The sequence below is a fragment of the Xanthomonas sp. CPBF 426 genome (assembly GCF_903989465.1).
Taxonomy (GTDB): domain Bacteria; phylum Pseudomonadota; class Gammaproteobacteria; order Xanthomonadales; family Xanthomonadaceae; genus Xanthomonas; species Xanthomonas euroxanthea.
The window spans coordinates 862,476-885,168 of sequence record NZ_LR861805.1 but is presented as its reverse complement, the minus strand read 5'-3'; the positions used below and the strand labels follow the sequence as shown (position 1 = coordinate 885,168).

Below are 22,693 nucleotides of genomic sequence, written 5' to 3'. Positions count from 1 at the left end.
GGCTGAAAGCGCACCGACACCGGTCGATCGTCACATGTCTGGCGGATACGTCAGCCCCTCGAACAGGCGATCACCTGGAACGGATGCAGGCCTGCGTCCGCAGCCACTGTGCAGCAGCATCGATCATATCCACCTGCGAGCCAAGCAGGACATCCGGCTGCAGCCGGCCGTCGGTGCGACGCCCGTTGCGATCCTGCGTGTGGCTACTGGCAATCGCAAGGACAGCGCCGCCAGGCAGGTCCACAGAGCGATTGCCGGTGGTCTGGCCGGCGCTTGGCTGACCGAAGCTACGCGTATTTGCACGGCCGCGAAAGGAGATCGCGACCATCTCGCCCGCACTTGCGGTCCTGGGGCCGATCAAGATCGCGACCGGGCGATCTATTTGCAGCGAGGCAGTCGCGCGTGCCGAAGATCGTGCCCGCCAGGGCGATTGCTTGCCTGCCGCATCGACAAAGCTGCCGAGCACTGCATCACCCAGTAGCGGATGCAGCCCGTTGATCATTGGCCACATCGTGCCGCCGGTGTTATTGCGTACATCGACGATCCAGCCACAGCTGGCCTGTGCGGCGGCTTGATCCAGCGCCGTTGCAAGCGATGTCCCGTAAGCATTGCTGACTTCCTTGGAGGACGTCATCAGGCCGGGGACGTCGAGATAGGCGATGCCGGATGGCAGCAGACGCGCCTGCATGGTGGGCCGCTCGCGCTGTGCAACGGCTTCCACGGCATGTCGCCTGGAAGGACGCATCAGGAAACTATGGCCGTCATCGAGCTGGGCGACCAATGCATCGATGGCGACATAGGCGTCCACTTCGCGCATGTCCGCGGCCTGCGCACGCAGCTGCGGCTCACGCGTGGTCCAATCGATGCGGGCGCTGTGCAAGGCGTTCTCCCGGATCGCGGGGATGGCGACATCCAGGATCGCGCTGGCCGATGCCGCATCGGCCAGCGGCTCTGCAATCAAACGCAGCTGGCTTACGTCCAGCGCTCCATCGCCTCGCAGCACAACACCGATCAACACCTTCTGCGCACCCATCGGTACCTGTAGCGCAATGGAGCGGCTTGCACGCGTCGTACCGACGACCGGGTCGGTTTGTGAGCTTTCGAACGCCAGGCGTTTGCCATGCGCATCGTCGGCGCGCATCCACAACGTAGCGCCCTGCGATGCGTTGGAGGTTGCCAATACACCGGACAACAGCAACGACTGGCCGCGCAAGGAAACCGCGTCCAACGCTGCGGAGGCAGCCCCGAACGGCGCAGTGCGCGCGGCAACTGCGGTCAGACGCAATTGCGCCCCTTCACCGGACTGCACGTCGCCTTGCACGGCAGTCAGTTGGTAATCAGCGCCACCGGCAGCCGCGTACCAGTGTGGAATCGCTGCCACCGCATGCACGCTGCACAACAGGCTCAGCAGCAGCCACCATCGCGTCCATGCGTAGTTCATCCTTCACCCGTCGCAAGCTGAGGTCGGACGCAACTCTAGCAGTCATCTGAATGCGCTGCATGCCGTACGCGAGCTGCGACATCCAACCCGCCGGACGTGGCGACGAGGGGCACTGCAGCCGCAGATCGCGCGCAACAACCGCGGTGGTTGAACAACACATGCGGCGTCGCGCAGTCATCAAGCCCGCTTGACGCGGGCGTCTGCGGCCCGGCCGATATGCTTACGCGCCCTGCCCGGCCACCCAGGTGCCGAGCACCTGCACATCGGCATCCACCAGCACCAGGTCGGCCTGGTAGCCCGGTGCGATGCGCCCCAGCCGGTCGCCCAGGCCGATGCATTGCGCAGGATAGGTCGATGCCATGCGTGCGGCTTCGGCCAGGTCCACGCCCAGCCACTGCACGCTGTTGCGCACCGCGGTGGCCATGTCCAGCGCCGAGCCGGCCAGGGCGCCGTCGGCATTGCGCACCACGCCGTCGACGGCAGTGATGGTTTCGCCGTACAGATCGAAGCTGGGGCTGTCGGCACCGACCATCGGCATGGCGTCGGTGACCAGCAACAGCTTGCCGCGCGGCTTGGCGGCCAGCGCCAGGCGCAGGCTGGCCGGATGCACGTGCACGCCGTCGACGATGATGCCGCACCACACAGCGGGGTCTTCCAGTGCGGCGCCCACCGCGCTGGGCTCGCGCCCGGTCAGTTGCGACATCGCGTTGTACAGATGGGTAAACCCGCTGACGCCGGCGGCAATGCCAGCGTGCGCCTGCTCGTACGTCGCTGCCGTGTGGCCGGCGAACACGATCGCACCACCGGCGACGAAGGCGCGGATATCGTCCAGCGGCACGCGCTCGGGCGCGAGCGTGATCAGGGTGACGCCGTTGTCCAGCGAGGTATCGACGGCAATCTCGTGCGCGTCGGGCAGGCGGAACTTGTGTGCATCGTGGGTGCCCTTGCGCGCCGGGCTCAGGTACGGGCCTTCCAGATGGATGCCGAGCACGCCGGGTACGCCTTGCGCGATGGCCTGGCGCGTGGCGTCGATCGCCTCGGCCATGACCTCGGCGGTGTCGCTGATCAGCGTCGGCAGCATGCCGGTGGTGCCGTAGCGACGATGGGCTGCGGCGATGGTGGCCAGGGCCTGCGGGTCGCGCGCGTTGTTGAACAACACGCCGCCACCGCCATTGACCTGGATGTCGATAAACCCGGGCAGCAAGGTGCCGCCACCCAGATCCACGCGCGTGTGCGCCTGCGCAACACGCGCATCGTCGGCCGCCACGATCGCCAGGATCTGCGTGCCGGCCAGCAATACGGCCAGTCCATCCTGCAGGCCGTCGTCGGTGAGCACGCGTGCATTGCATAACGCCTGAATCGGGGAAGCATCCATGTTCAAACGGTTTCCGTGACCTTGTTCAAATGCGGCGGCAGATCGGGATTATGGCCGCGCTGCAGGGCCAGCGCGTTGATCGCGCGGTAGAAGCTCTGCACGGTCAGCAGCGGTGCGCTGGCCGGATGCACGGCATCGACGAGCGGCAGATCGCCATCGGGCGCGGCCAGCCACACCTGTGCGCCGCGTGCGCGGAACTCTTCGGCCAGCGCGCGCGTGCCCGCGCCGGTTTCATCCGGCTGCGCAAATACCAGCACCGGGAAGCCCGGCCCCACCAGCGCCATCGGTCCATGCTTGACCTCGGCCGAGCTATACGCTTCGGCATGCAGGCCGCAGGTTTCCTTGAACTTCAGCGCCGCTTCCTGCGCCGCGCCCAGGCCCAGGCCACGGCCGAGCACGAACAGGTTGTGCGCGGGCACCAGGCCGGCGGTGAGTGCGGACCAGTCGGCCTGCCAGGCGCTGCGCAACTGCTGCGGCAACGCATCCACCGCCGCGAGCAGGGCCGGGTCGTTCTTCCACACCGCGCCCAGGTGCAGCACGGCGGCCAGCGAGGCGAGATAACTCTTGGTGGCGGCGACGCTTTTTTCCGGGCCGGCGCCGAGCGGAATCACCACCTCGGCCAGCTGCGCCAGCGGCGAATCCTCCACATTGACCAAGGCGACCACGCGCGCGCCGGCCGCCTTGGCGGCCTCGGCATTGCGCAACAGGTCCGGGCTCTTGCCCGACTGCGAAATCACGATGTACAGCGCGCCGCGCAATTGCAGCGGCGCTGCATAGACCGAGCCCACCGACGGCGATGCAGAGGCCGTCACGATGCCGAGCTGGGTTTCGAACAGATACTTGGCGTAGGTCGCAGCGTGGTCGGAACTGCCGCGCGCGCAGGTCACCACGAACGGCGGCGGCGTATCGCGCAGCGACTGCGCCAGTGCGGCAACGGTGTCGGCATTACGGGCGAACTGTGCGGCGACCACGTCGGCAGTCTGCGCCGCCTCGCGGAACATCAAGGTCTCGGTTTCGGTGGGAAGGCTCATCAGGCTCAGGCGGATTCGGGGGGAAAGGATTTGGCGGCCGGCGTCTGCGCCGGTGCGGTGGAACCGCGCACCACCAGCTGCGGCACGAAGCCGCGGTTCTGCAGTTGCGCGGGCTGGTCGTCGTAGGCATCGCTGCGCAACTGGCTGATCAACAGGCGTGCGGCATGCCGTGCGATGTCGTCGGTGGCCTGCTTGGCGGTGGTCAGCGCCGGCCAGGACTGGCGCGAGAACGGGCTGTCCTCGAAGCCGGCGATCGACAATTGGTACGGCACGTTCATGCCGGTGGACTTGGCCGCGGCCAGCACGCCGGCGGCGATTTCGTCGTTGCTGCCGAAGATGGCGGTCGGCGGCTCGCGCAGCGACAGCAGGCGGCGCGCGCCACGGAAGCCGTCGTCGAAGGTGTAATCGCCGGGAATCACCAGGTGCTTGTCCAGGGTGATGCCGTAGTCCTTCAACGCGGCTTCGTAGCCGGCGTAGCGCTCGCCGCTGGAGCGGTGCTGCGGGCCGCCCCACAAAAAGCCGATGCGCTGATGGCCCAGCTGCACCAGATGCTCGGTGATCTCGTAGGCGGCAGCACGGTCGTCGATATACACGCAGGGACCATCGCCCGGATCGTCAGTGGCGGCGATGATGCGCACGCTCTTGATGCCGCGCGCGGCCAGGCCGGCCATCAGCTCGGGGCGTTCGGACATCGGTGCGGTCAGCACCACGCCGGCCAGCCGCGAGCGCTGCACCCATTCGGCCAGTTCTTCGGCCAGCAATGGCGAGGTGGAATCGCAGGGATGGATCTGCAGGCCGAAGCCGGTTTCGCGGCAGGCGGCCAGTACGCCATTCTGGATGCCGATGATGTGGTACGGGTTGGGGTTGTCGTAGACCAGGCCGATCACGAACGGCGTGCCGCTGCGCAGGTTGCGCGCGGACGGATCCGGTTCGTAATCCAGATCGGCAATGGCGCGCAGCACGCGCGCGCGCGTGGCCTGCATCACCGAAGGTTCGTTGTTGATCACGCGCGACACGGTCTTCAACGAGACCTTGGCGCGCTCGGCGACATCTTTGATGGTGGGCCTGCGCATGGGTGTACCTTGTTCGTCGGAACGCATCATGCCGCCCGGTTCACTTGGCCTGGGCCGGCAGGCCCACACGGTAACCGCGCAGCGAATAGAACAGGATGTACAGATAGCACGGCACCATCAGCGCAGCGAACACGACCTGGAAGTCGTAGTGCTGTTTGAGAATGGCAAACAGCTGCGGAATGATCGCGCCGCCGGCAATGCCCATGACCAGCAGTGCCGAGCCGATCTCGGTGAAGCGGCCAAGCCCGCGAATGGCCAGCGGAAAGATCGCCGGCCACATCATCGCGTTGGCAAAACCGAGCGCGGCCACGAAGCCCACCGACACATAGCCGTGGGTCAGCAGCGCGCCCAGCGAGAACAGCACGCCCAGCACCGCCGACACGCTGAGGTAGCGCGCCTGCGAGATCACCCGCGGGATCAGCACCAGGCCGGCCAGATAGCCCAGCAGCATCGCGCCCAGCGTGTAGGAGGTGAAGATCTTGGTGCTGTCCAGTGGCAGATCGAAACCGTGGCCGTAGGTGCCGATTGCATCGCCGGCCATCACTTCCACGCCCACATAGACGAACAGGCACAGCACGCCCAGCCACAGATGCGGGAACTGGAAGATGCTGGACTTCTGCACGCCGGCCGCGCTGCCGGGCGTGGCATTGGCCTCGGAGGCCCGCAGCTCCGGCAGCGGCGAGAACAGCACGCCGATCGCCAGCAACAGCAGCACGCCGGACATCACCAGATACGGTGCGTGGATCTTGGCGGCGAAGGCGGTGAGCAGTTGTTCCTTGGTGCCGGCATCGGCGCTGGCCACCTGCGCGGACAGATCGCCGATGCCGTGCAGCACCAGCGAACCGATCAGGATCGGCGCCAGGATGCCGGCGATCTTGTTGCAGATACCCATCAGCGCGATCCGCCGCGCCGCGCTTTCGATCGGCCCGAGGATGCTGATGTACGGGTTGATCGCGGTCTGCAGCAGCGCCAGGCCGCTGCCGATCACGAACAGGCCGCCCAATGCGCCCGGATACCAGCGCTGGGTGGCGAACTGGCCAAAGCCGGCCGCGCCCACCGCCATCACCACCAGGCTCAGCGCCAGCCCCTTCTTCATGCCGGTGCGCTTGAGGATCCACGACGCCGGCAGCGCCAGGAAGAAGTACGACAGGTAGAACACCATCAGCACCAGGAAGGCATTGACCTCGTTGAGGTCGAACGCCAGCCGCACGAAGGTGATCAGCGGCCCGTTGATCCAGGTGAAGAAGCCGATGATGAAGAACAGCACGCCGACGATGGCGATCGAGACAACGGGATTTGCGGGCCTGGCGGTAGTCATGGATCGGCGGGCTCTTGAGTTGTCAGTTGGGGGGCGCCGCGCTGGATCAGCGACGCAGTTCGGCAACGAAATCGTAGAAATCGTTGTGGCAATAGGTGTCGGTCAATTCGATCGCACTGCCGTCGCGCGCATAGCCCACGCGCACCACGTGCAGGATCGCCTCGCCGGTCTTCATGCGCAGGTGCTCGGCCAGCCGCGCAGGCAGATTGATCGCGCGGAAATACTGCAGGGCGCGCACCACCGGGGTGCCCTGTGCATCCAGGTAGCTGTAGAGCGAATCGCCGATCTGCTGCGGGTCGGCGACGATGCGTTGCGGCAGCACCGCGTGCTCGTAGGCCATGACGCGCTCGTCGGCGCTGCGCAGGCGGGTCAGCGAGGCCACCGCCGCGTCCGGCGACAGCCCCAGCCGCAGGATCTCTTCGCCATGCGCCGGGCGCAGCCGCCGCTCCAGCCAGCGCGTGCCGGGCTCGTAGCCCTTGATGCGCAGCGTCTCGCTGAAACTGGTCAGGCCGCTGAGCTGATGCTGGATCTGCGTGGTGACGAAGGTGCCGGCGCCCTGCCGACGCGAGACCAGGCCCTGTTCGACCAGCACGTCCACGGCCTGGCGCAGGGTCACCCGCGAGATCTGCAGCCGCTCGCACAGCTGGCGCTCGGCCGGCAGCGCTTCGCCGGCCTTCCACTGCGCGCCGCGGATCTGCTCGTCCAGCTTGCTCGCCAGTTGCAGATACAGTGGCGTCGGCGCGGAGGCATCCAGCGTCAGCGCGTCCATCCGGGGGTCGGTGTCCGTCCTGGCTTCGGTTTTCGGTTTGGCCATTGCCTGTCCTCCGGACCGACTTGGATTCGTTAGGTCCAATATAGTACCAATTTGCCTGCAGCGCATTAGCCGCCGTCGGCCCCGGCAGCGTGGCTGGCGCTGACCTGCTGCCCAGCGGCCCGCTGACACGACGCCGTGGTCAACGCCCGTTTCCCGTCACCGGCGCATGCAGGCGCCCAGTGGCTGCGCCATCGCCTGGCTGGCGATGCCGTCACAGCCGCAGGTACCAGCGCCGCCGGTCCATCCACCAGCCCACGCCCCAGCACAGCAGCGTGTAGCTCAGCGCGCACAGCAGCGACCCGAGCGGGCCCGGCGCGATGGTCTGGAACACGCGGATGCCGGCCCAGGCGTAGAGGTCCAGGCCGGAGCTACCGGCCGGCAGCAGCCGCAACACCACCACGAACAATTCCGAGAACAGATAGATCGCCAGCGGGTTGCGCCCCAGCACGGTGAAAAACCCGCTGCCGCCGGTCCAGCCACGCAGCTCCAGCAGGTAGACCAGCACGCCCAGCGCCAGCAGATCCAGGCCCACAGTGCAGGCAACGAAGGACCCGCTCCAGAGCTTCTTCGACAGCGGCCAGGCCGGGTGCCAGAGCAGCGCCAGCAGCACCAGCCCCGCGCCCGCCAGCAGCATGCTGCGCGTGGCGGCAGCGGTCTTGCCGTGCCGCTGCAGGAAGCGCCCGCTCAGATAACCGGCCAGCACGTTGACCGTGGCCGCCAGCGTGCCGAGCAGGCCCTCGGGGTCGAAGCCGTCATCCTTGCGATACAGATGCGCGCGCCCGTACAGCCACAGATCCAGCCGGGTGCCGGCATTGCCGGTCTTGCTCAACTCCGCGCCGGGCTGGCCGAACACATACAGCACTGCCCAGTAGCCCAGCAGCAGCGCCACGCAGACCGGCGCGATACCGCGTGGCGGCAGATAGCGCACCAGCAGCGCCGCGAGCAGATAACACAGGCCGATCCGCTGCAGCACGCCGGTCAGGCGGAGTTGATCGACCGCCGTGAACGCCCAGCCACCGTCGGGTTGCAGATGGAAGAACGGAAACCAGTACATCAGCACGCCGCATAAGAAGATGAGCGCGGCGCGCCTGCCCACACGGCCGAGGAACTGCCGATGCGGCATGCGGGTGGCCAACGCAAAACTCATCGCGCTGCCGACGGCGAACAGGAACGAGGGAAACACCAGATCGGCAAGCGTGACGCCGAACCAGGCCGCGTGGGTCAGCTGCGCATATGGCTGCGCGCCGGGTCCTGCGGTGTTGACCAGGATCATCAGGAAGATGGTCAGGCCGCGGAACACGTCCAGCGACAGGAAGCGTTCGCGCGTCGGCGGTGTGGTTGCGGTGCCAGCTGCAGCAGGGAATGGGTATGCGCTCATCGCAGCTCCTTGCCCAGTGACTGCCGATGGGGACGACATGCATAGGTGCCGCCTATGCCCTGCGTCCTAGCATCGGCGCTACCGTGCCCCTGCGCGAGCATCAGGTGCAATGCGGATCTGTTCATTGCGCAGTTCCTTGCGTGGTGCTGTGCGCGGCGCCGTGCGCACTTTCTTGCACGTTGCCCTGGTCGAAGCCTTGCGTCGCGTCTTGCCTGGCGCTTTCCGCTGCGTTCTGCACGCCATCCTGCGCATCCACCTGCGCCAGCAACGTACGCAGCAAGGCCAAGGGATCGCGCGGTGGCTGTCGCTTCGGCAGCGCGTCCTGCTCGGCCCATTGGCGTTCCCAGGCTGCAAGCTGCGTGTTGACCGCCGCTGCGTCGAACGGCGTGCCGGCCTTGCGCGCGGCGCGATACGCGCGCAGAAAGCGTGTCCAGCGCTGCAGGTAGAAATCCGCGTACATGCCCTGCCATGCCTTGGACGCGTAATCGGCCAGGTTGCCGTCGCCGCCCCAGATGCTGACCTGCGCACGCGCATTGCCGACATAGGCGCGACGCAATGCGGCATCGTTGCCGGCGGCCGCGGCGGCCTGGCCGGTCCAGTCGGCCAGGGTTTCATGCTGGCCGCCGACCAGTGCATCCAGCCCCTGCACCAATTGCGTGGTGCGCGCCAGCAGCGCATCGCCACGCGCGAACTCGCCGGCGTCGTAGGCCTGCACCACCGCCTGCAATTGACGGTCGGCATGCAGGCTCAGGTAGTGCCGCGCGTCTTCGATCAGGTCGTAGCGGTACAGCGGTGCATCGGCATAGCGGCCGGCCTGCTGCAGCAAGGCATCGATGGCGCGGCGCAGGCGTTTCGGATCACCGGGACGGTCGTCGAAGCCGACGATGTCGGCGGTCGGCCGCTTGAACAGCAGATACGCACCGGCACGCTTGTTCCACCAGCGCGGCGACCAGTAGCGGGTCTGGTAGATGCCCGCTTCCAGATCCGACCAGGCCTGCAGCAAGGCCGCATCGCTGCGGCCGTAGCGCGCGCGGGTGTATTGCGTGAGCCATTGCGACCAGGACTGCTGCGGCCTTTCCCAGGCCAGCGCGTAGAGATACTCGTAGACCACCGAGTTGCTATGCAGCCCTTCCGGGAACACACCGAAGCCGCGCAGATTGCGCTTGTCCGGATCGGCCAGCAAGGCCTGCAGATCCTGCCGATAGAACGCAAAGTCGCCATACAGCGGATTGCTGGCGCCATAGTTGTGCACATAGCCGTAGATCCACTGCTTGTTGTCGAAGGCCTGCGAGGCCTTCCAGGTGCCGGGGTAGCGGTCGTTGCCGATGTCCAGCACCATCAACCGCGCATCCGGCACCTTGCCGAGAAACGCGGCAATCGCCTGCGGTTGCCAGAACGCTCTGTCGGCACCGAACAGCCAGCCCTGCATCACCCAGGTGGCCTGCGGGTTGACCTGCGCGATCGAGCGATACAACGCCTGCCCGTACTCGGCCAGGCGTGCGTCGCGTTGCGCTGGCGGCACGGCCTTGGCACGTGCAGCGTCGGAGTTGGCGATGCTGTCGCCGTACCTGGCGGCGGCCACGTCGCTGCCGTCGTCGGCCACCGGCGGCAGCATCTCGTTGAAGGCGTCGGCCAGATAGAACTCGCCTGCACCGTAGGCCTGCGTGTACAGCTCCAGGAACCGCCGCGCGACCTGGGCAAACAAGGGATCACGCGGATCCAGCCAATAGGTTTCGTGGAAGCCCTCCCAGGCGCGCATGCGGTAGATGCGCGCGTTGGGATGCGCCTGCGCGAATGCCTTGGGCACGTAGCCGGCAAACGCCGGCAGCACCGGCTGCATGCCCAGCTCGCGCATGCGGGTGAGGATCTGCGTCTGCAGCACGCGCTTGCTGTCGATCCAGTGCTGCGGCAACGGTGCGCGATAGCCTTCGATATTGCCCATGCGCTGCCACGGGGTGAACGCGGGGCCGGAGAAATACTCCGCCAGCGCGTCATCGCCCACGCCGAACTCGCGCCACAGCGCCTGCCAGATCGCCTCCTGCCCTTCCATCGCCAGCGGCATGTCGATGCCGTGCAGCGCCATCCAGTCGATCTCGCGCTGCCAGCGCGGCCAGTCCCAGAACGGCGTGGTGTAGCCGTAGGTGCAGGTGTTGAGATAGGCGCGGTGGGCAAACGGCGTGCGCACCTGGCCGCTGTTGTAGGCCGGCCATTGCACCGGCAGCGCCACGCGGTCGCCCTCCCAACTCATCGAGGCCGCACCGGCCTGGCCGAGATAGGCATAGGCGCCACGCGCCAAGGCCACCTGCGAGGAGCCGGCAATGCGCACCGCATCGCCACCGGCGTCGATGCGGTACCAGTCCGCGCCATCGCCGCGCGGCGCCATCGTCATCTCGAACTGTGCGGCGCGTGCGCCAATCAGGCGTTGCAGCACCGCCTGTGCGGGCGGCTCGGCCAGCACGGTGAGGGGAATGGAGAGCAATGCGCCCAGCACGGCACCGGCGAATAGGCGCACAGGCGTCGACGGAGAAAACGGTGAGGCAATCATGGCGAGTTCCGGTAGTGCACGGTGACGACGTCGTGGAATCCAAACGGCTGATCGGCAGCGACCTGCAGGATCACCGCCAGCGTGCGCGCGCCGGTCGCGGGTGCAAGCGTCAATTGAATCGGCGTGCCGGCAGGTGCCTGGGCAACTGCACGGCCATCCAGAAACACCTGCGCCGGCCCGCTGAGACGACCCAGATCGAGCATGCCGCCGTGGGTCTGCACGCCCTGCCACGGCGTGACCTCGGTGCGGTACAGCACGTAGCCGGCGCGTTCGGGTGCGGTTTCCAGCGTGCCGGGCAGCGTATTGCTCCAGCTGTTGTTGTCATTGGGGCGGCGCGGCAGATCCGGCGCCGGCGGCTGCGCGAAGGCGGCGGTGTGGCGCCAGCTCTCGACCACCATCACCGGCGCCACGATCGGCACCGTGGCTGGCAGCGGCACGGCCGCGCACGCGATCTCGAGCACCGCATCGCGCAAGCCTGCGCTGCGCGCCTGCAGCCGTAACACGCCTGCGCCACGCCCGGCCTGCACGATTGCCTGCGCCAACCCGTTGAACAAGGCCACTTGCCTGCCCTGATCGGGCGTGTGCGCATTCGGGTCGCCATTGCCGACACCCAGCAAGCGGCCACCGCTGATCTGCAGCGTCAGTGATGCATTGCAATCGGGCACGTGGCGGCCTTGCGCATCCAGCGCTTCCAGGGTCACCGGTTGCGCATCGCGGCCATCGCCGCGTAGCCGGGTGCGGTCCGGCGTGAGCCGCAGCGCGACCGCCGCGCCGGTGGTTTCCACCCGCGTTCGCGCCACCTCGCGGCCATCGCGCCAGGCCACCGCTTCGAGTACGCCCGGCGCATAGTCCACCTGCCACTGATTCATCTGCGCCCGATCCACCACCTGCTTTCCCAGCGAGCGGCCGTTGAGCCACAGCTCCACCTGCGCGGCATTGCAGAACGCCATCACCTTGATCGGCTGGCCTTCGCGGCCGGGCCAGTTCCAGTGCGGCAACAGGTGCAGCACCGGCGCATCGTCGATCCACAACGCGCGGCGCAACCAGTAGGCACCCTTGGCAAATCCGCATTGGTCCATGATGCCGAAGAACGACCCCACCGACGGCCATTCGAACGGCGTGGGCTCGCCGCGATAATCGAAGCCGGTCCACACGAAACTGCCGGCCACGAACGGGCGTTCGGCAATCAGTTGCCAGGCACGCCGATGGGTATTGCCCCAGTCGGCCGCCAGGCTGTCGTCTTCGGCCACCACATGCGCATCCAGATCAGTGAACCATGCGCCACGCGTCTGAAAGGCGCTGGTGTCCTCGCTGGACAGCATCGGTGTGCGCGGCCGCGCGGCATGCACCCGGTCGTAGTTGTACTGGCGGTAGTTGAAGCCGAGCACGTCCACCGCGTCGGCCGCGCCGCGGGTGGCGAACATGCCATCGTTCATGCCCGCGGTGATCGGGCGACTGTCGTCGAGCGCACGCACCGCGCTGGCGGCGCGCGCCATGATGGCGTAACCGGTGGCGGTGCCCTGCAGCGGCTCTTCGTTGAGCAGCGACCACAGGAACACGCTGGGATGGTTGCGCTGGCGCCGCACCACGCTGCGCAGCAGCGCCACATACTCGGGTGCGGGATTGAACAGCCGGTTCTCGGCCATCACCAGCATGCCGAGCCGGTCGCAGGCCTGCAGCAATTCCGGTGCCACCGCATGATGCAGGCGGATGGCATTGCAGCCCATCGCTTTCAGGCGCTGCAGGCGAAACGCGTGCAAGGCATCGGGCAGCGCCACCCCGACGCCGGCATGGTCCTGATGCAGGCAGACGCCCTTGATCTTGAGCGGGCGGCCATTGAGGAAGAAGCCGTGGTCGGCATCGAAACGCAGGCTGCGAAAACCGATTTCGCACCCGGCACGGTCGCTGCGGCCGTCTGCGCCACGCACGCTGGCCTGCAGGCGATACAGCACCGGCGTGTCCACGCTCCAGCGCTGCGGCTGCGCCACCGCGACGCTGACCGTCGCCTGCGCGGTGCCGAATGCAGCCACGCGCAGTTGCGTCTGGCCACTCGCCACGACAGCACCGTTCGGGTCGCGCAGCGCCACATCCACCCACGCCTCGGCAGGCTGTTCGCCGCTGTTGACCAGGTCCAGCTGCGCCGGCAGCTGCCAGACATCGCCAGCGCCTTCGCGCGGCACCGCCGCCAGGCCGTCGCCGGCGATATGCAAGGGCGCACGCAGCACCAGCCAGGTGTGCCGGTAGATGCCGCCGCCCTCGTACCACCAGCCATCCATGGCCTCGGCATCGACGCGGATGGCAATGCTGTTCAGGGCATTGCCGTAGCGCGCGACCGGCGTGAGGTCGATGACCAGCCCGGTGTAGCCGCTCCAGCTGCGCGCCATCAGCATGCCGTTGACCCACACGGTGGCATGGCTGGCGATGCCGTCCAGACGCAGCTCCACCGCCTGGCCGCGCAGGGACTCGTCCAGCCGCAGCGTGCGTCGGTACCAGGCAATCCCGCGCGGGCGATACCCCTGCGCGATATTGGCGTCGGCGCGCACCGCCTGCTCCACCACAAAATCGTGCGGCAATTGCAGCTGCCGCCAGCCGGTGTCGTCGAAGTCCGGTGCCGCCGCCCCCCAGGCGCGGCCGGCCTTGGCGTTGTCGTAGGTCTGATCCTGCGCAAGCAGGCGCGGCAACGCCAGATCGCCGGCATGGAAGCGCCAACCTTCGTCCAGATCCAGCCATTGGCCGCCGTCATCCATGCCCGCTGGCGGTGGTGCGGGACGCGCTGTGTCGCCGCTACCAAGGCGCGTCGTTGCGGCGCTCGCTGCGCCTGGCAGCAACACCGGCACGCCTAGCAACGACGAGGCGCAGACGCTGCCGGCAAGGAACTCACGCCTGCGCATGACAGCGCCCGCGCGCCTGCAATGCAGGCATGTCATAAGGCGCGCGCGGCGCAGCCACTCCCACGGCCGCGGCATAACGCGCTTTCATCACGACGGCAGCGTTGCACACACCCCTGGCCGCCGCACGCAGCGATGCACGGCCGCACCACGCTCGCTCGCCCGTCATCAAAGCATGTCCCACTGCATCGACAGGTAGTAACTGCGACCGGTGACACCGGTCATCTGCCAGCGGCTGGCGATGTCCTTGTACGCCTCCTCGGTGCGGTTGGTGAGATTCAGGCCACCCAGCTGGAAGCTCAGCCTGTCGTTGACCTGGTAGCCAAGCACCGCATCCAGCTGGGTGCGCGCCTTCATGGTGTGGCCCTCGCGCGCGAAGAAGCTGTCGCTGCTGTCCTGTTCGTACTCGCTGCGGTGGTTGAGCGAGACGCGCGCCGAATAATGCGCGCTCTCCCAGTACGCGGTGGCGTTCCAGGTCTGTTCGGACAGGTTGCGGATCTGGAAATCGGTATCGCGCTGCGGAATCACCCGGGTGAAGTTGGTGGTCACCCCGAAGCCGTCGATCGGCAACCAGGCGTCCAGCGATTGCGTCCAGCCCAGTTCGTAGCCGCGGATCTTGACCTTGCTCGGGTCGTTGGTGGTGGCGGTGATCTCGTAGATATCGCCGCCGCTGTCCACGCAGTCGCCGGCCGCGTTGCTGGACAGCGCAGTGCCGTTGAAGGCGGCCGGGCAGACGATGCTGTTGAAGGTGCCGTTCTTGATGTTCTTCCAGAAGCCGGCCACGGTCAGCGCGCCACCGTTGCCGTAGTACCACTCCAGGCTCAGGTCGGCCTGGTCGGCAGTCAGCGCCTTCAGATCGGTCTGGCCCTGGGTGACGACATAGGTCGTCGTGCCGCCGGTATTGGTGCCGGTGGAAATGGTCGAGGCGATGGCGGTATTGCTGTCCAGGATCGGCCGCACCAGTACCTTGGCGGCGGCAAAGCGCAGCAGCAGGTCCTCGCGCATGTCCAGCACCAGGTTCAGGCTGGGCAGCCAGTTGGAATACTCGTACGGCGCACGCGCGGTGCCGATCACCACATTGGCATCGTCGCTGGCGGCCTGCGCCTGGGTCAGGTAGGTGTCGGTGGTGCGCTTGGTGTTTTCGTAGCGCAAGCCAAGGTTGCCGCGCAGGCGCATGCTGCCGATGTCGGTGTCGATGCGCGCCATCGCATAGGCCGAGGAAATGTCATTCTCGATGCTGTAGCTGCTTTGCGGCGCGAACAGCACCGGCACGCTGATGCCGGCGGCCGCCAGCGAGCGCGCGTAGGCGGCGATATCCGGAGTGACCCAGCTGTCCTGCGAGGCGAGCTGCCCGTCGAGGAAATTGCTGACCGTGCTGTTGGCGGCCGACAGTTCCGGGAACATGTCGAAGCCCGATACGGCACCGGTCCTGAGCAGATACAGAAAGTCGCGCCGGCGCACATCGCGCTCGAAGGTCTCGCGGCGGTATTTGGCACCGAAGCGCACCGCATTCAATGCACCCAGCTCCAGATACCGTTCGGCATCCAGCTGCAGCGACCATTCCTTGTTGCTGAGCGACTGGATGGAACCGTTGGGATACTCGCTACGCACCAGATTGGCCTTGTCCCAGGCGCTGGCATCGGTGGCGTCGGCATCGGTGGTCAGCGAGATCGCGTCGGGATTGGAGGTGTCCAGCAATGTCGCCGACGGAATCCGGCCCAGGATCGCGGCACGTTCGTTCTCGTCGGTCTTGCCCTGGGTGTAATTGGCCGCGCCACTGAGCGTCCAGACATCGCCCTTCCATTTGAAGTCGTAGCTGAGCAACTGCGTGGACAGGTCGTGTTGTTCGATCTGGCGGTTGTTTTCCAGCCAGTAGTCCGATGCCGACACCTGCGTGGCGGTCAGGCCGTTGGTCTGCAGCACCGTCAGCGGGGTGCGCTCGAACGAGTACACCAGCTGGTTCATGTCGTTGGCGGTCTTGTCCTGCGAATACAGCGCAGTGAGGTTCATCTCCAGCTGGTCGTTGGGCTTCCACTGCAGGCCGCCGTTGAACATCTTGCGGGTGGTCTCGCGCTCGATCGAGCGATAGCGCGGGCGGCGCGGAATGTACAAGCTGCCGGCGTCGGTGTCCTGCGTGTACCAGCGGTCGATCCACAGATAATCGGCGCGGTCCTTGAGCTTCTGGTAGCCGGCGCTGAGGAACACGCCCAGCTCGCCGCCACCGGCCTTGAACTGGTCGATATAGGTCAGCACGCCCTTGGGCGTGGGCGAGCCACCGGCGAACTCCGCATATTGCGTCTTGGCCGAGAACAGCAGCTTGGTCTGCTGGTAGTCCAGCGGTTTGGTGGTGTTGATGTTGACCGTGCCGGACAGGCCACCGGCGTCCATGTCCGCCGACGGCGATTTGATCACCTCGATCCCGGCGGCCACTTCCGGCTGGATGATGTCGTAGCGGAACCCATCGGTGAAGTCGGCGCTCTTGATCACCTGGCCGTTGATGGTGGTGGCCGAGTACTGCGGGCCCAGGCCACGCACGCTGATCGTGGAGCCGCGCCCGTTGATGGTGGAGATCTGCACGCCCGGGATGCGCTGGATCGCCTCGGCGATGTTTTCGGCGGGAAACTTGCCGATGTCCTGCGCGGAGATGCCATCGGTCATGCGCACGTCGTCGCGCTTGTTGTCCATCGCGGTGATCAGGCTCTTCTGGTAGGAGCTGGTGACCTTGACGGTGTCGAGCTGGGAAATCTGCGCCGATGCCGCCGGCGGCGATTCCTGCGCCTGCGCGTTGGCGCCGCAGGCAAGCAGCGACAGCGCAATGGCCAGGGACAGCGAGGAGGGCGAACAACAACGCAACGCGGCACGCGGGACAGGTGACATGGGAGATCCTGAGGTGGAATGGCTGGACGACGACGCGGCTGGCATTCCGATCGATCAGCGCTGACAGATCCCGGCGTTGGGCAACCCACCCACGCGCGCACAGGCCACCAGTCCCGGACGTCCGGAACCGCCTGCGATCTGTTGTCTACGAGCACCCCGTACGGCCCCCCGTGGGTGCCGATGCCGTCTCCCTCCCAGGACGGTCATCGCCTGCCATTGCTGATCAACGGCCCTGACTGGCAAATACCAATTCAGTGGATTTGATTCTTATGGTCTTTAAAAGATCCTGTCAACAGTCACTGTCGAAAGCGTTCTCCGCCCGGCAGAGGTCGCGCGCTAAGGCTTGTTTTCAAAGACCTTCGACGGTGCGTACAGGGTCATTTGGGTGCGGCGCGGGTATCGTTGTCACAGGACCAGTCGCCGACCAATCGCCGGTAACCAGACCAATTTCTCGAGGATCGGGCGGCAGCCGATGCAGCGGAAGCATTGTGGGTGGCATCACAGTCCGGTGCCGCGCGCTTCTCCGTCATCGAGGGCGGCATGCCTGCCGCATCGCCGCAGCCACGCGCTGCAGCGATGACTGCTGGCCGCGCCAGGGCGACAACGATGTCAGCGGACTGGATAGAAGCGGCGCTGCGTTGGCCGGGACAAGGACACCGGCTGTGCCCATGCACGCGAATGGTGCAGATGGAAAATCGCGCCGCACCCGGCCAGCAAAGCTGCGCTCAGCGCAGTTGCCCCTGGTCGACGCGCAGCAAGGTGCGCTCCGGGGTGGCGGCAAAGCCCAGCAGTTGCAAGCCCACGCCCAGCACCGCGTCCTGCCCCGGATCGACACGCGACTGCAGCTGCCAGCGTCCATCGCGCCACAGCTGCAGCTGTGCATCGGCCTGCGCGCCGGCAGGCAGCGCGGCGTCGGGCAGCAGGGTCAGCACGGCGGTATCGCCCACGCAGCGCGGTTGTCCGGACAGGCGCAACGGCGGTAGCCCGGGCAGCTCGCCCGCCCCACTTGCCAGCACTTGCAGGCCGACCCGCCCAGCGGCCTGCACGCAGCCGGTGGCATCGAACAACAGATCCACCTGCTGCAGCTCCAATGCCAGATCGATCAACGCCATGCCCGCTGGCTGGCGCAACAGCAACTGGCCCTGCGCATCGCGGATGCCGTGTTGCGCGCCATCCACCAGCAGCAGTTGCAGCTGCGTGGCCTGCAGGTGCACCTGGCGCTCTCCACGCACCAGTGGCCACAGCCGCGGCCGTACCGTGACATCGCCGAAGGCGACGCCTTGCCATTGCACCTGCCGCAAGGTGCCGGCCCATACCGGCCCCTCCACGTCCAGCGCCGAGAATGGCAGGCCCTCCCGTGGCAGCACCAGGCGCAGCGGCAGCCATGCCAGCAGCGCCACACCCACCATCAGCAGGAAGATCAGGATCCAGCGCAGGCGCGTCACGGTGCAGGCTCCGCAAACCCGCAGCGTACCCGGAGTTGGCCCTGGTCGCGCACGATGCGCAGCTGGGTCGGCACCAGGCCATGCGCCTGGCGCAGCCGCTCCAGCCAGCCGAACAAGGTGACTGCACTGACCGCATCGATCTGCACGTCCACCCCACCCGCCGCGCTGCGCTGCTGGGAGGTGATGCTGACGCCGGCATCGCGCGCGCTGCTGGCGATGCGCTCGTTCAGTGCCGCCGTACCAGGTGCCGCCGTACGCCTGCTCGCCGATGCCTGCGCAGATGCATCGAGCACCAACTGCGCCGCAGCGGCATAGCGTGCCTGCGCCTGGGCGTGCCAGTGCCGCAACGGGGTGTAGAGCGCGTACCAGCCGACAAACGCGGCCAGCGCGGCGCACATCACGCCCAGCATCAACCGCTCGCGCGGCGCGCGCGCCTGCCACCACTGCGTGCTGCGTTGCAGGCGTGCATTCATCGCGACTGCTCCAGTGCGAACGGTGTCCGCATGCGCTCGTCTTCGGTCTGGCTACTGCCCGGCTGCAGCTGCCATCCTGCTTCGGCCAGCCGCGCGGACAGCTGTTGCAGGCTGGCGCCATCGCTGTGCAGCAGTGTGCCGCGCAGCGGCTGCGCGGCCTGATAGTCGAGCTGATCCAGTTCCGCCGCCGGAACGGCATCGACCGCTGCGAACAGGCTGCCGAGCTGCACGGCCAGGACATCGGCGGCCGCACCCGCGTGCCGGCGTGCCTGCAATGCGGCCGGTACCGCCGCCGCATCGCGCACGCCCAACTGCGCAGCGGCGCGCGATTGCAGCAGGCGCGCGCCGAGTTCGTAGCGCAGTGTCTGCGCCAGCAACAGCACCAGCGGCGACAGCAGCACCAGCGCGACCAGCACCGCAAGACGGCGCGGAGTGACCGTCTGTGCAGCGGCCGGCCTTGCGGCGAATGCGTGTTGCAGCAGGTTGATCGGCGCGCGCGTGGCGCATCGCGCAAAACCGGCAATGGCTTGCGCGGTGTCAGGTGCCGGCGGCGCTGCCGGTGCGCGTTCGCCCAGCAGCATGCGCGCGGCCTCCGGCTCCAGGCTGCAGGCCAGCCCTGCGCCGCGGATCAGCCAGCGGCCATCCCAGTCCATCACTGCTGCCGCAGCGTCCGCGCCGGGCTCCAGCAACAGGCAGTCCGGCACCACCGCGTCGGGGACGACACCCAGCTGCGCTGCACGCGCCAGCCACTGCTGCATCACCGCGTTGTCGACCGCAGCGACCAGACGCGTGCCATCGGCCTCGACGCGATCGGCAATCACCACATGCAGGCCCGGCGTCTCGACCGCCAGGTGCTCGGCCAGGTGCAGGCGTGCAGCCGCGACCGATTGCGCGATGCTGCGGCCGGGCAAGCACAGCCAGCGCAGATGTACATCCACGCCCGGCACCACCAGCACGGTACGTGCAGACGGTTCCCACGGCGCGCTGGCCGGGCGCTGCGACAGCACCTGACCCTGCGCATCCACACGCACGGCAATCGCCGGCGCAGCGGCATCGGCGGGCAGCAACAGCAAGCTGGTACTCATTCGTCGGAACTCCATTGACGCGCCACCAGCCGCACGCGCCCTGCAGGGTCTTGTTGCAGCAAGGCATCCAGCGTCACCTGCGCGCCTGCATGGTCGACCTGGCTGTAGAGCGAGAAGTAACCGGTGCGTAGTGCGATCTGTTCCAGCACCGCATTGGAAGGCTCGGCCTGGATCAGCGCAGGCTGGCTCAGGAACGCCCTGACGTCGCGCCATCCTGCGGCCGGCCGCGCGGCGATGACGCGGCGCGCGGCCGGCAGTTCCAGAACGCCTTCGGTCAGTGCCACCAACACCGGCGCATCTTGCGGGCGCAGCGTATTGATATTGACCGGCGACAGGCGCGCCTCCGGCAATGCACACACATACGGCCGCAACTGCGCGATCACCTGCGGCGTGTAGCCGGCAATGGCGCGCAGCTCGCCGACGCCCGCCAGCAGGGTCGCACCGGTGCGTCGCGGCACTGCCAATTGCAGATAGTGTGCGTCTTCGGCCCCCTGTGCGCCGGGTTGGCTGTCGCTGTCGATCCAGTCCACCAGCGCATCGGTCAGCGCCTGTGCTTGTTGCGGTGCGATACCCAGCACGTCCAGCAATGCGCGGTACTGGCCTGCGCCGCCGTCGCTGCGCTGCCATTGCTCGGGCGCACCGGCGACCACGCTGTTGAGATTGAAGCAGCCGCCGCGATCGCGCAGGCGCACGCTCACCGTGCCGTCGTCCAGCGGGAAGATGATCGGCTGATCGTTCCAGCCGCCTTCCAGTGTGGTGCGCATCGGATCACGCCTGGCCAGTGCCTGCAGGCGCGCGCGCGCAACGGTTTCGGTGCCCAGCGCATACCACTGCGCCTGCGTCATCGCCTCGCCGTTGCCGGTGCGACGCAGGCCAAAGCGCAGATCGTCCAGCACCGCGACCATCAGCAGCGTCATCACCGCGACCAGCAACAGCACCGTCAGCAGTGCGACGCCACGTTGCTGCCTGCGTGCATTCAAGGCCGTCATCCGCGCTCCTCCGGCAACAGGAACAACTGGCGTACGCGGCCCCATTGCTCCAGGTCCAGCTCCAGCGAGATCGCATCCGGCAGCGCGTCGAGTCCCCCGCTCCAGCCGTCGCTCCACTGCGCGCGATAATGGAACCCCACCACCGCCGAGCGCACGCCACGCAACACCACCTGCGGCGTGCCGGCGACCGCACCGTCGAGTGCGGGGCGCGCACTGCGCTCCAGGCGTCCGTCGACCACGCGGTATTCCACGTATTGCAAGGATGCGCGCGGCGCCTGATCCGGATTGCTCCAGCCGCGTCGCACAAAACCGAATAGGGGCCCGGGCACACCGGGCGGGCTTGCGACGAACGCGGTGCGTGCAGCGCCGCCCTCGCTATTGCGCGTGCGCCGCACTGCGGCCTGCTGCAGGTCACTGCGCAGCAGGCCATGGGCAAGCTGGAACTCGCGGACCTGCTGCAGGCGCGCACGCACGGCATCGCGCTGGTCGATGCTCTGCCGCATCACCACCACCGCGGCGACCGCCACCAGCGCGAACACCGCCAGGGCGACCAGCAGCTCGATCAAGGTGAAGCCCGCGCTGCCACGGACACCCCCTGCACTGCGACGCGCGCGGCTCATTCGGCACTCCGCAGCACGCTCAGGCTGGCGAGTTCCTGCGCCTGCGCTGCGGCCCGCACCTGCACCTGGATGCGCACGATGCCCGCAGCACCGGCCGGCATCGACTGACGCTGCCAGTCCCAACTGCGTCCGCCCAGCGTTTCCTGCCCGTTGGCCGGTATCAGTGCTGCGGCCGTGGGCGCGAGCATCGCGTCGATCGCCTGGTTTTCCGCCACCACCGCGGCCAGCGCACGCTCTTCCAGCACCACCGCGGTACGCGTGCTTTCGCCGGACACGTTCAACAGACCGACCACGGCCATGCCGAAGATCGCCAGCGCGACCATCAGTTCGAGCAGCGAAAATCCGGCGCAGGCATCGGGCTTACCGTAGGGGCGCATCGACCCGCACCACGCCGGCGGCGTCCACCACCACCTGCAGCTGTTGTTGGCCGTCGGCCAGCGCGATGCGTTGCGGCGTGGCCGCACCGGTGGGGTCGAAGCGCACGCTCACCTGCGTGCCGCCCACCGGCATCTGCGCCTGCACGCCGGCAGGCCAACGCATCGCGGCGAAAGGTTTTTCATCCAGCGGCACCCAGCGTTGCTGCGCCTGGCGGCGGAACCTGTAGCCACCTGCATCCACGGTCACCTCGACCATGCGCAGGCTCAGGATCGCCTCGTCGCGTGCATGGCCCAAGGCACCGGCCAATGCATCGGCCTGGTCGTGCAGCTCGCGCCGCGTATCCGGCAAGGTCAGCACCACCAACGTGCTGGCGAGTGCGGTGATCACCAGCACCGCCAGCAACTCGAGCAAGGTGAAGCCGCGCGCAGGCGCCAGCGACGCGCGTCCACGGGATTGGCTTGCCATGGCGGCTTGCGCGAACACTGCCCGGCCTCAGCGCCAGTTGCCGATATCGGCATTGTCGGCTTCGCCGCCTTCGGCACCATCGGCACCGAACGAGTAGACGTCGAAGCCACCACTGCGGCCCGGGCGGCGGTATTGATACGCATGGCCCCACGGATCTTCCGGCAGGCGGCGGATGTAGCCGCCCTGGCGATAGCGCTCGGGCCGGGTCAATCCGCTCGGCGCATTGAGCAAGGCCTGCAGGCCCTGTTCGGTGCTCGGGTAGCTGAGGTTGTCCAGGCGATAGGTCTCCAGCGCCTGCTCCAGCACCGCCACGTCGGCACGCGCCTTCTCGACCATGGCGCGGTCCTGGCTGGGCATCACGTTGATCATCACCACCGTGGCCAGCAGGCCGATGATGACGATGACCACCATCAACTCGACCAGGGTGAAGCCGCGCATTCGCGCTTGCGAGGACAGCGAGCAAGAACGTTGGCGGTGACGGATGGACTGCATGAGGAT

General features: G+C 67.4%; 18 protein-coding genes. All 18 read right to left on the bottom strand.

Features of this window, described 5'->3' with window-relative positions:
* Positions 1 to 70 precede the first annotated feature (70 nt).
* Complete coding sequence (locus H7A87_RS03680; RefSeq protein ID WP_180496885.1) at positions 71 to 1,441, bottom strand: S41 family peptidase; 1,371 nt, start codon at positions 1,439 to 1,441, stop codon at positions 71 to 73.
* A 220-nt stretch (positions 1,442 to 1,661) separates the two neighbouring features.
* The gene (nagA, locus tag H7A87_RS03675; RefSeq protein WP_119129599.1) at positions 1,662 to 2,816 is read right to left on the bottom strand and encodes an N-acetylglucosamine-6-phosphate deacetylase; all 1,155 of its coding nucleotides are present in this window, start codon (positions 2,814 to 2,816) and stop codon (positions 1,662 to 1,664) included.
* Between the two features lie 2 nt (positions 2,817 to 2,818).
* The gene (locus tag H7A87_RS03670; RefSeq protein WP_119129598.1) at positions 2,819 to 3,847 is read right to left on the bottom strand and encodes an SIS domain-containing protein; all 1,029 of its coding nucleotides are present in this window, start codon (positions 3,845 to 3,847) and stop codon (positions 2,819 to 2,821) included.
* Between the two features lie 5 nt (positions 3,848 to 3,852).
* A complete protein-coding gene (locus H7A87_RS03665; protein WP_104583816.1) occupies positions 3,853 to 4,920 on the bottom strand; it encodes a LacI family DNA-binding transcriptional regulator in 1,068 nt (355 codons plus the stop codon).
* A 40-nt stretch (positions 4,921 to 4,960) separates the two neighbouring features.
* Positions 4,961 to 6,238 (bottom strand): sugar MFS transporter, encoded by a 1,278-nt coding sequence (locus tag H7A87_RS03660; RefSeq protein WP_104583815.1) that lies wholly within the window; start codon positions 6,236 to 6,238, stop codon positions 4,961 to 4,963.
* A gap of 46 nt (positions 6,239 to 6,284) precedes the next feature.
* Positions 6,285 to 7,007 carry a GntR family transcriptional regulator gene (locus H7A87_RS03655; protein ID WP_164739039.1) on the bottom strand — a complete coding sequence of 241 codons (723 nt, stop codon included), beginning with the start codon at positions 7,005 to 7,007 and terminating at the stop codon, positions 6,285 to 6,287.
* A gap of 256 nt (positions 7,008 to 7,263) precedes the next feature.
* Positions 7,264 to 8,430 (bottom strand): heparan-alpha-glucosaminide N-acetyltransferase domain-containing protein, encoded by a 1,167-nt coding sequence (locus H7A87_RS03650; RefSeq protein WP_119129597.1) that lies wholly within the window; start codon positions 8,428 to 8,430, stop codon positions 7,264 to 7,266.
* A gap of 121 nt (positions 8,431 to 8,551) precedes the next feature.
* Positions 8,552 to 10,975 (bottom strand): alpha-N-acetylglucosaminidase, encoded by a 2,424-nt coding sequence (locus tag H7A87_RS03645; RefSeq protein ID WP_119129596.1) that lies wholly within the window; start codon positions 10,973 to 10,975, stop codon positions 8,552 to 8,554.
* Positions 10,972 to 13,866, bottom strand: coding sequence for a beta-galactosidase GalA (galA, locus tag H7A87_RS03640; protein ID WP_119129595.1), 2,895 nt, complete (start codon positions 13,864 to 13,866; stop codon positions 10,972 to 10,974). Before galA ends, H7A87_RS03645 begins: the two co-directional genes overlap by 4 nt.
* Positions 13,867 to 14,031: 165 nt before the next feature.
* Entirely contained in the window at positions 14,032 to 16,740 is a 2,709-nt protein-coding gene (locus tag H7A87_RS03635) for a TonB-dependent receptor (protein WP_119129594.1), read from the bottom strand.
* A 725-nt stretch (positions 16,741 to 17,465) separates the two neighbouring features.
* Entirely contained in the window at positions 17,466 to 18,176 is a 711-nt protein-coding gene (gspN, locus tag H7A87_RS03630) for a type II secretion system protein N (RefSeq protein ID WP_119129739.1), read from the bottom strand.
* Positions 18,177 to 18,181: 5 nt separating this feature from the next.
* Positions 18,182 to 18,658: a type II secretion system protein GspM gene (gspM, locus tag H7A87_RS03625; RefSeq protein ID WP_119129593.1), complete on the bottom strand. Its 477-nt coding sequence runs from the start codon at positions 18,656 to 18,658 to the stop codon at positions 18,182 to 18,184.
* Positions 18,655 to 19,743, bottom strand: coding sequence for a type II secretion system protein GspL (gspL, locus tag H7A87_RS03620; protein ID WP_119129592.1), 1,089 nt, complete (start codon positions 19,741 to 19,743; stop codon positions 18,655 to 18,657). The genes gspM and gspL overlap by 4 nt, the downstream gene beginning before the upstream one ends.
* Entirely contained in the window at positions 19,740 to 20,732 is a 993-nt protein-coding gene (gene gspK, locus H7A87_RS03615) for a type II secretion system minor pseudopilin GspK (protein WP_119129591.1), read from the bottom strand. Before gspK ends, gspL begins: the two co-directional genes overlap by 4 nt.
* Positions 20,729 to 21,352, bottom strand: a complete 624-nt coding sequence (gene gspJ / locus H7A87_RS03610) for a type II secretion system minor pseudopilin GspJ (protein WP_119129590.1) — start codon at positions 21,350 to 21,352, stop codon at positions 20,729 to 20,731. The genes gspK and gspJ overlap by 4 nt, the downstream gene beginning before the upstream one ends.
* The gene (gene gspI, locus H7A87_RS03605) at positions 21,349 to 21,729 is read right to left on the bottom strand and encodes a type II secretion system minor pseudopilin GspI (protein WP_119129589.1); all 381 of its coding nucleotides are present in this window, start codon (positions 21,727 to 21,729) and stop codon (positions 21,349 to 21,351) included. Before gspI ends, gspJ begins: the two co-directional genes overlap by 4 nt.
* Positions 21,713 to 22,195, bottom strand: coding sequence for a GspH/FimT family pseudopilin (locus H7A87_RS03600; RefSeq protein ID WP_119129738.1), 483 nt, complete (start codon positions 22,193 to 22,195; stop codon positions 21,713 to 21,715). Before H7A87_RS03600 ends, gspI begins: the two co-directional genes overlap by 17 nt.
* 27 nt (positions 22,196 to 22,222) lie before the next feature.
* Positions 22,223 to 22,687, bottom strand: a complete 465-nt coding sequence (gene gspG, locus H7A87_RS03595) for a type II secretion system major pseudopilin GspG (protein WP_119129588.1) — start codon at positions 22,685 to 22,687, stop codon at positions 22,223 to 22,225.
* Between the last annotated feature and the right edge of the window lie 6 nt (positions 22,688 to 22,693).

What these genes read in the sequence shown, in the direction of transcription:
- H7A87_RS03635 (WP_119129594.1), bottom strand. Translation starts at nt 16,740, where the DNA reads ATGTCACCTGTCCCGCGTGCCGCGTTGCGTTGTTGTTCGCCCTCCTCG.
- H7A87_RS03655 (WP_164739039.1), bottom strand. Translation starts at nt 7,007, where the DNA reads ATGGACGCGCTGACGCTGGATGCCTCCGCGCCGACGCCACTGTATCTG.
- gspJ (WP_119129590.1), bottom strand. Translation starts at nt 21,352, where the DNA reads ATGAGCCGCGCGCGTCGCAGTGCAGGGGGTGTCCGTGGCAGCGCGGGC.
- H7A87_RS03680 (WP_180496885.1), bottom strand. Translation starts at nt 1,441, where the DNA reads ATGAACTACGCATGGACGCGATGGTGGCTGCTGCTGAGCCTGTTGTGC.
- gspK (WP_119129591.1), bottom strand. Translation starts at nt 20,732, where the DNA reads ATGACGGCCTTGAATGCACGCAGGCAGCAACGTGGCGTCGCACTGCTG.
- H7A87_RS03665 (WP_104583816.1), bottom strand. Translation starts at nt 4,920, where the DNA reads ATGCGCAGGCCCACCATCAAAGATGTCGCCGAGCGCGCCAAGGTCTCG.
- gspG (WP_119129588.1), bottom strand. Translation starts at nt 22,687, where the DNA reads ATGCAGTCCATCCGTCACCGCCAACGTTCTTGCTCGCTGTCCTCGCAA.
- H7A87_RS03660 (WP_104583815.1), bottom strand. Translation starts at nt 6,238, where the DNA reads ATGACTACCGCCAGGCCCGCAAATCCCGTTGTCTCGATCGCCATCGTC.
- nagA (WP_119129599.1), bottom strand. Translation starts at nt 2,816, where the DNA reads ATGGATGCTTCCCCGATTCAGGCGTTATGCAATGCACGCGTGCTCACC.
- H7A87_RS03650 (WP_119129597.1), bottom strand. Translation starts at nt 8,430, where the DNA reads ATGAGCGCATACCCATTCCCTGCTGCAGCTGGCACCGCAACCACACCG.
- gspM (WP_119129593.1), bottom strand. Translation starts at nt 18,658, where the DNA reads ATGAATGCACGCCTGCAACGCAGCACGCAGTGGTGGCAGGCGCGCGCG.
- H7A87_RS03670 (WP_119129598.1), bottom strand. Translation starts at nt 3,847, where the DNA reads ATGAGCCTTCCCACCGAAACCGAGACCTTGATGTTCCGCGAGGCGGCG.
- H7A87_RS03600 (WP_119129738.1), bottom strand. Translation starts at nt 22,195, where the DNA reads ATGGCAAGCCAATCCCGTGGACGCGCGTCGCTGGCGCCTGCGCGCGGC.
- H7A87_RS03645 (WP_119129596.1), bottom strand. Translation starts at nt 10,975, where the DNA reads ATGATTGCCTCACCGTTTTCTCCGTCGACGCCTGTGCGCCTATTCGCC.
- gspI (WP_119129589.1), bottom strand. Translation starts at nt 21,729, where the DNA reads ATGCGCCCCTACGGTAAGCCCGATGCCTGCGCCGGATTTTCGCTGCTC.
- gspL (WP_119129592.1), bottom strand. Translation starts at nt 19,743, where the DNA reads ATGAGTACCAGCTTGCTGTTGCTGCCCGCCGATGCCGCTGCGCCGGCG.
- galA (WP_119129595.1), bottom strand. Translation starts at nt 13,866, where the DNA reads ATGCGCAGGCGTGAGTTCCTTGCCGGCAGCGTCTGCGCCTCGTCGTTG.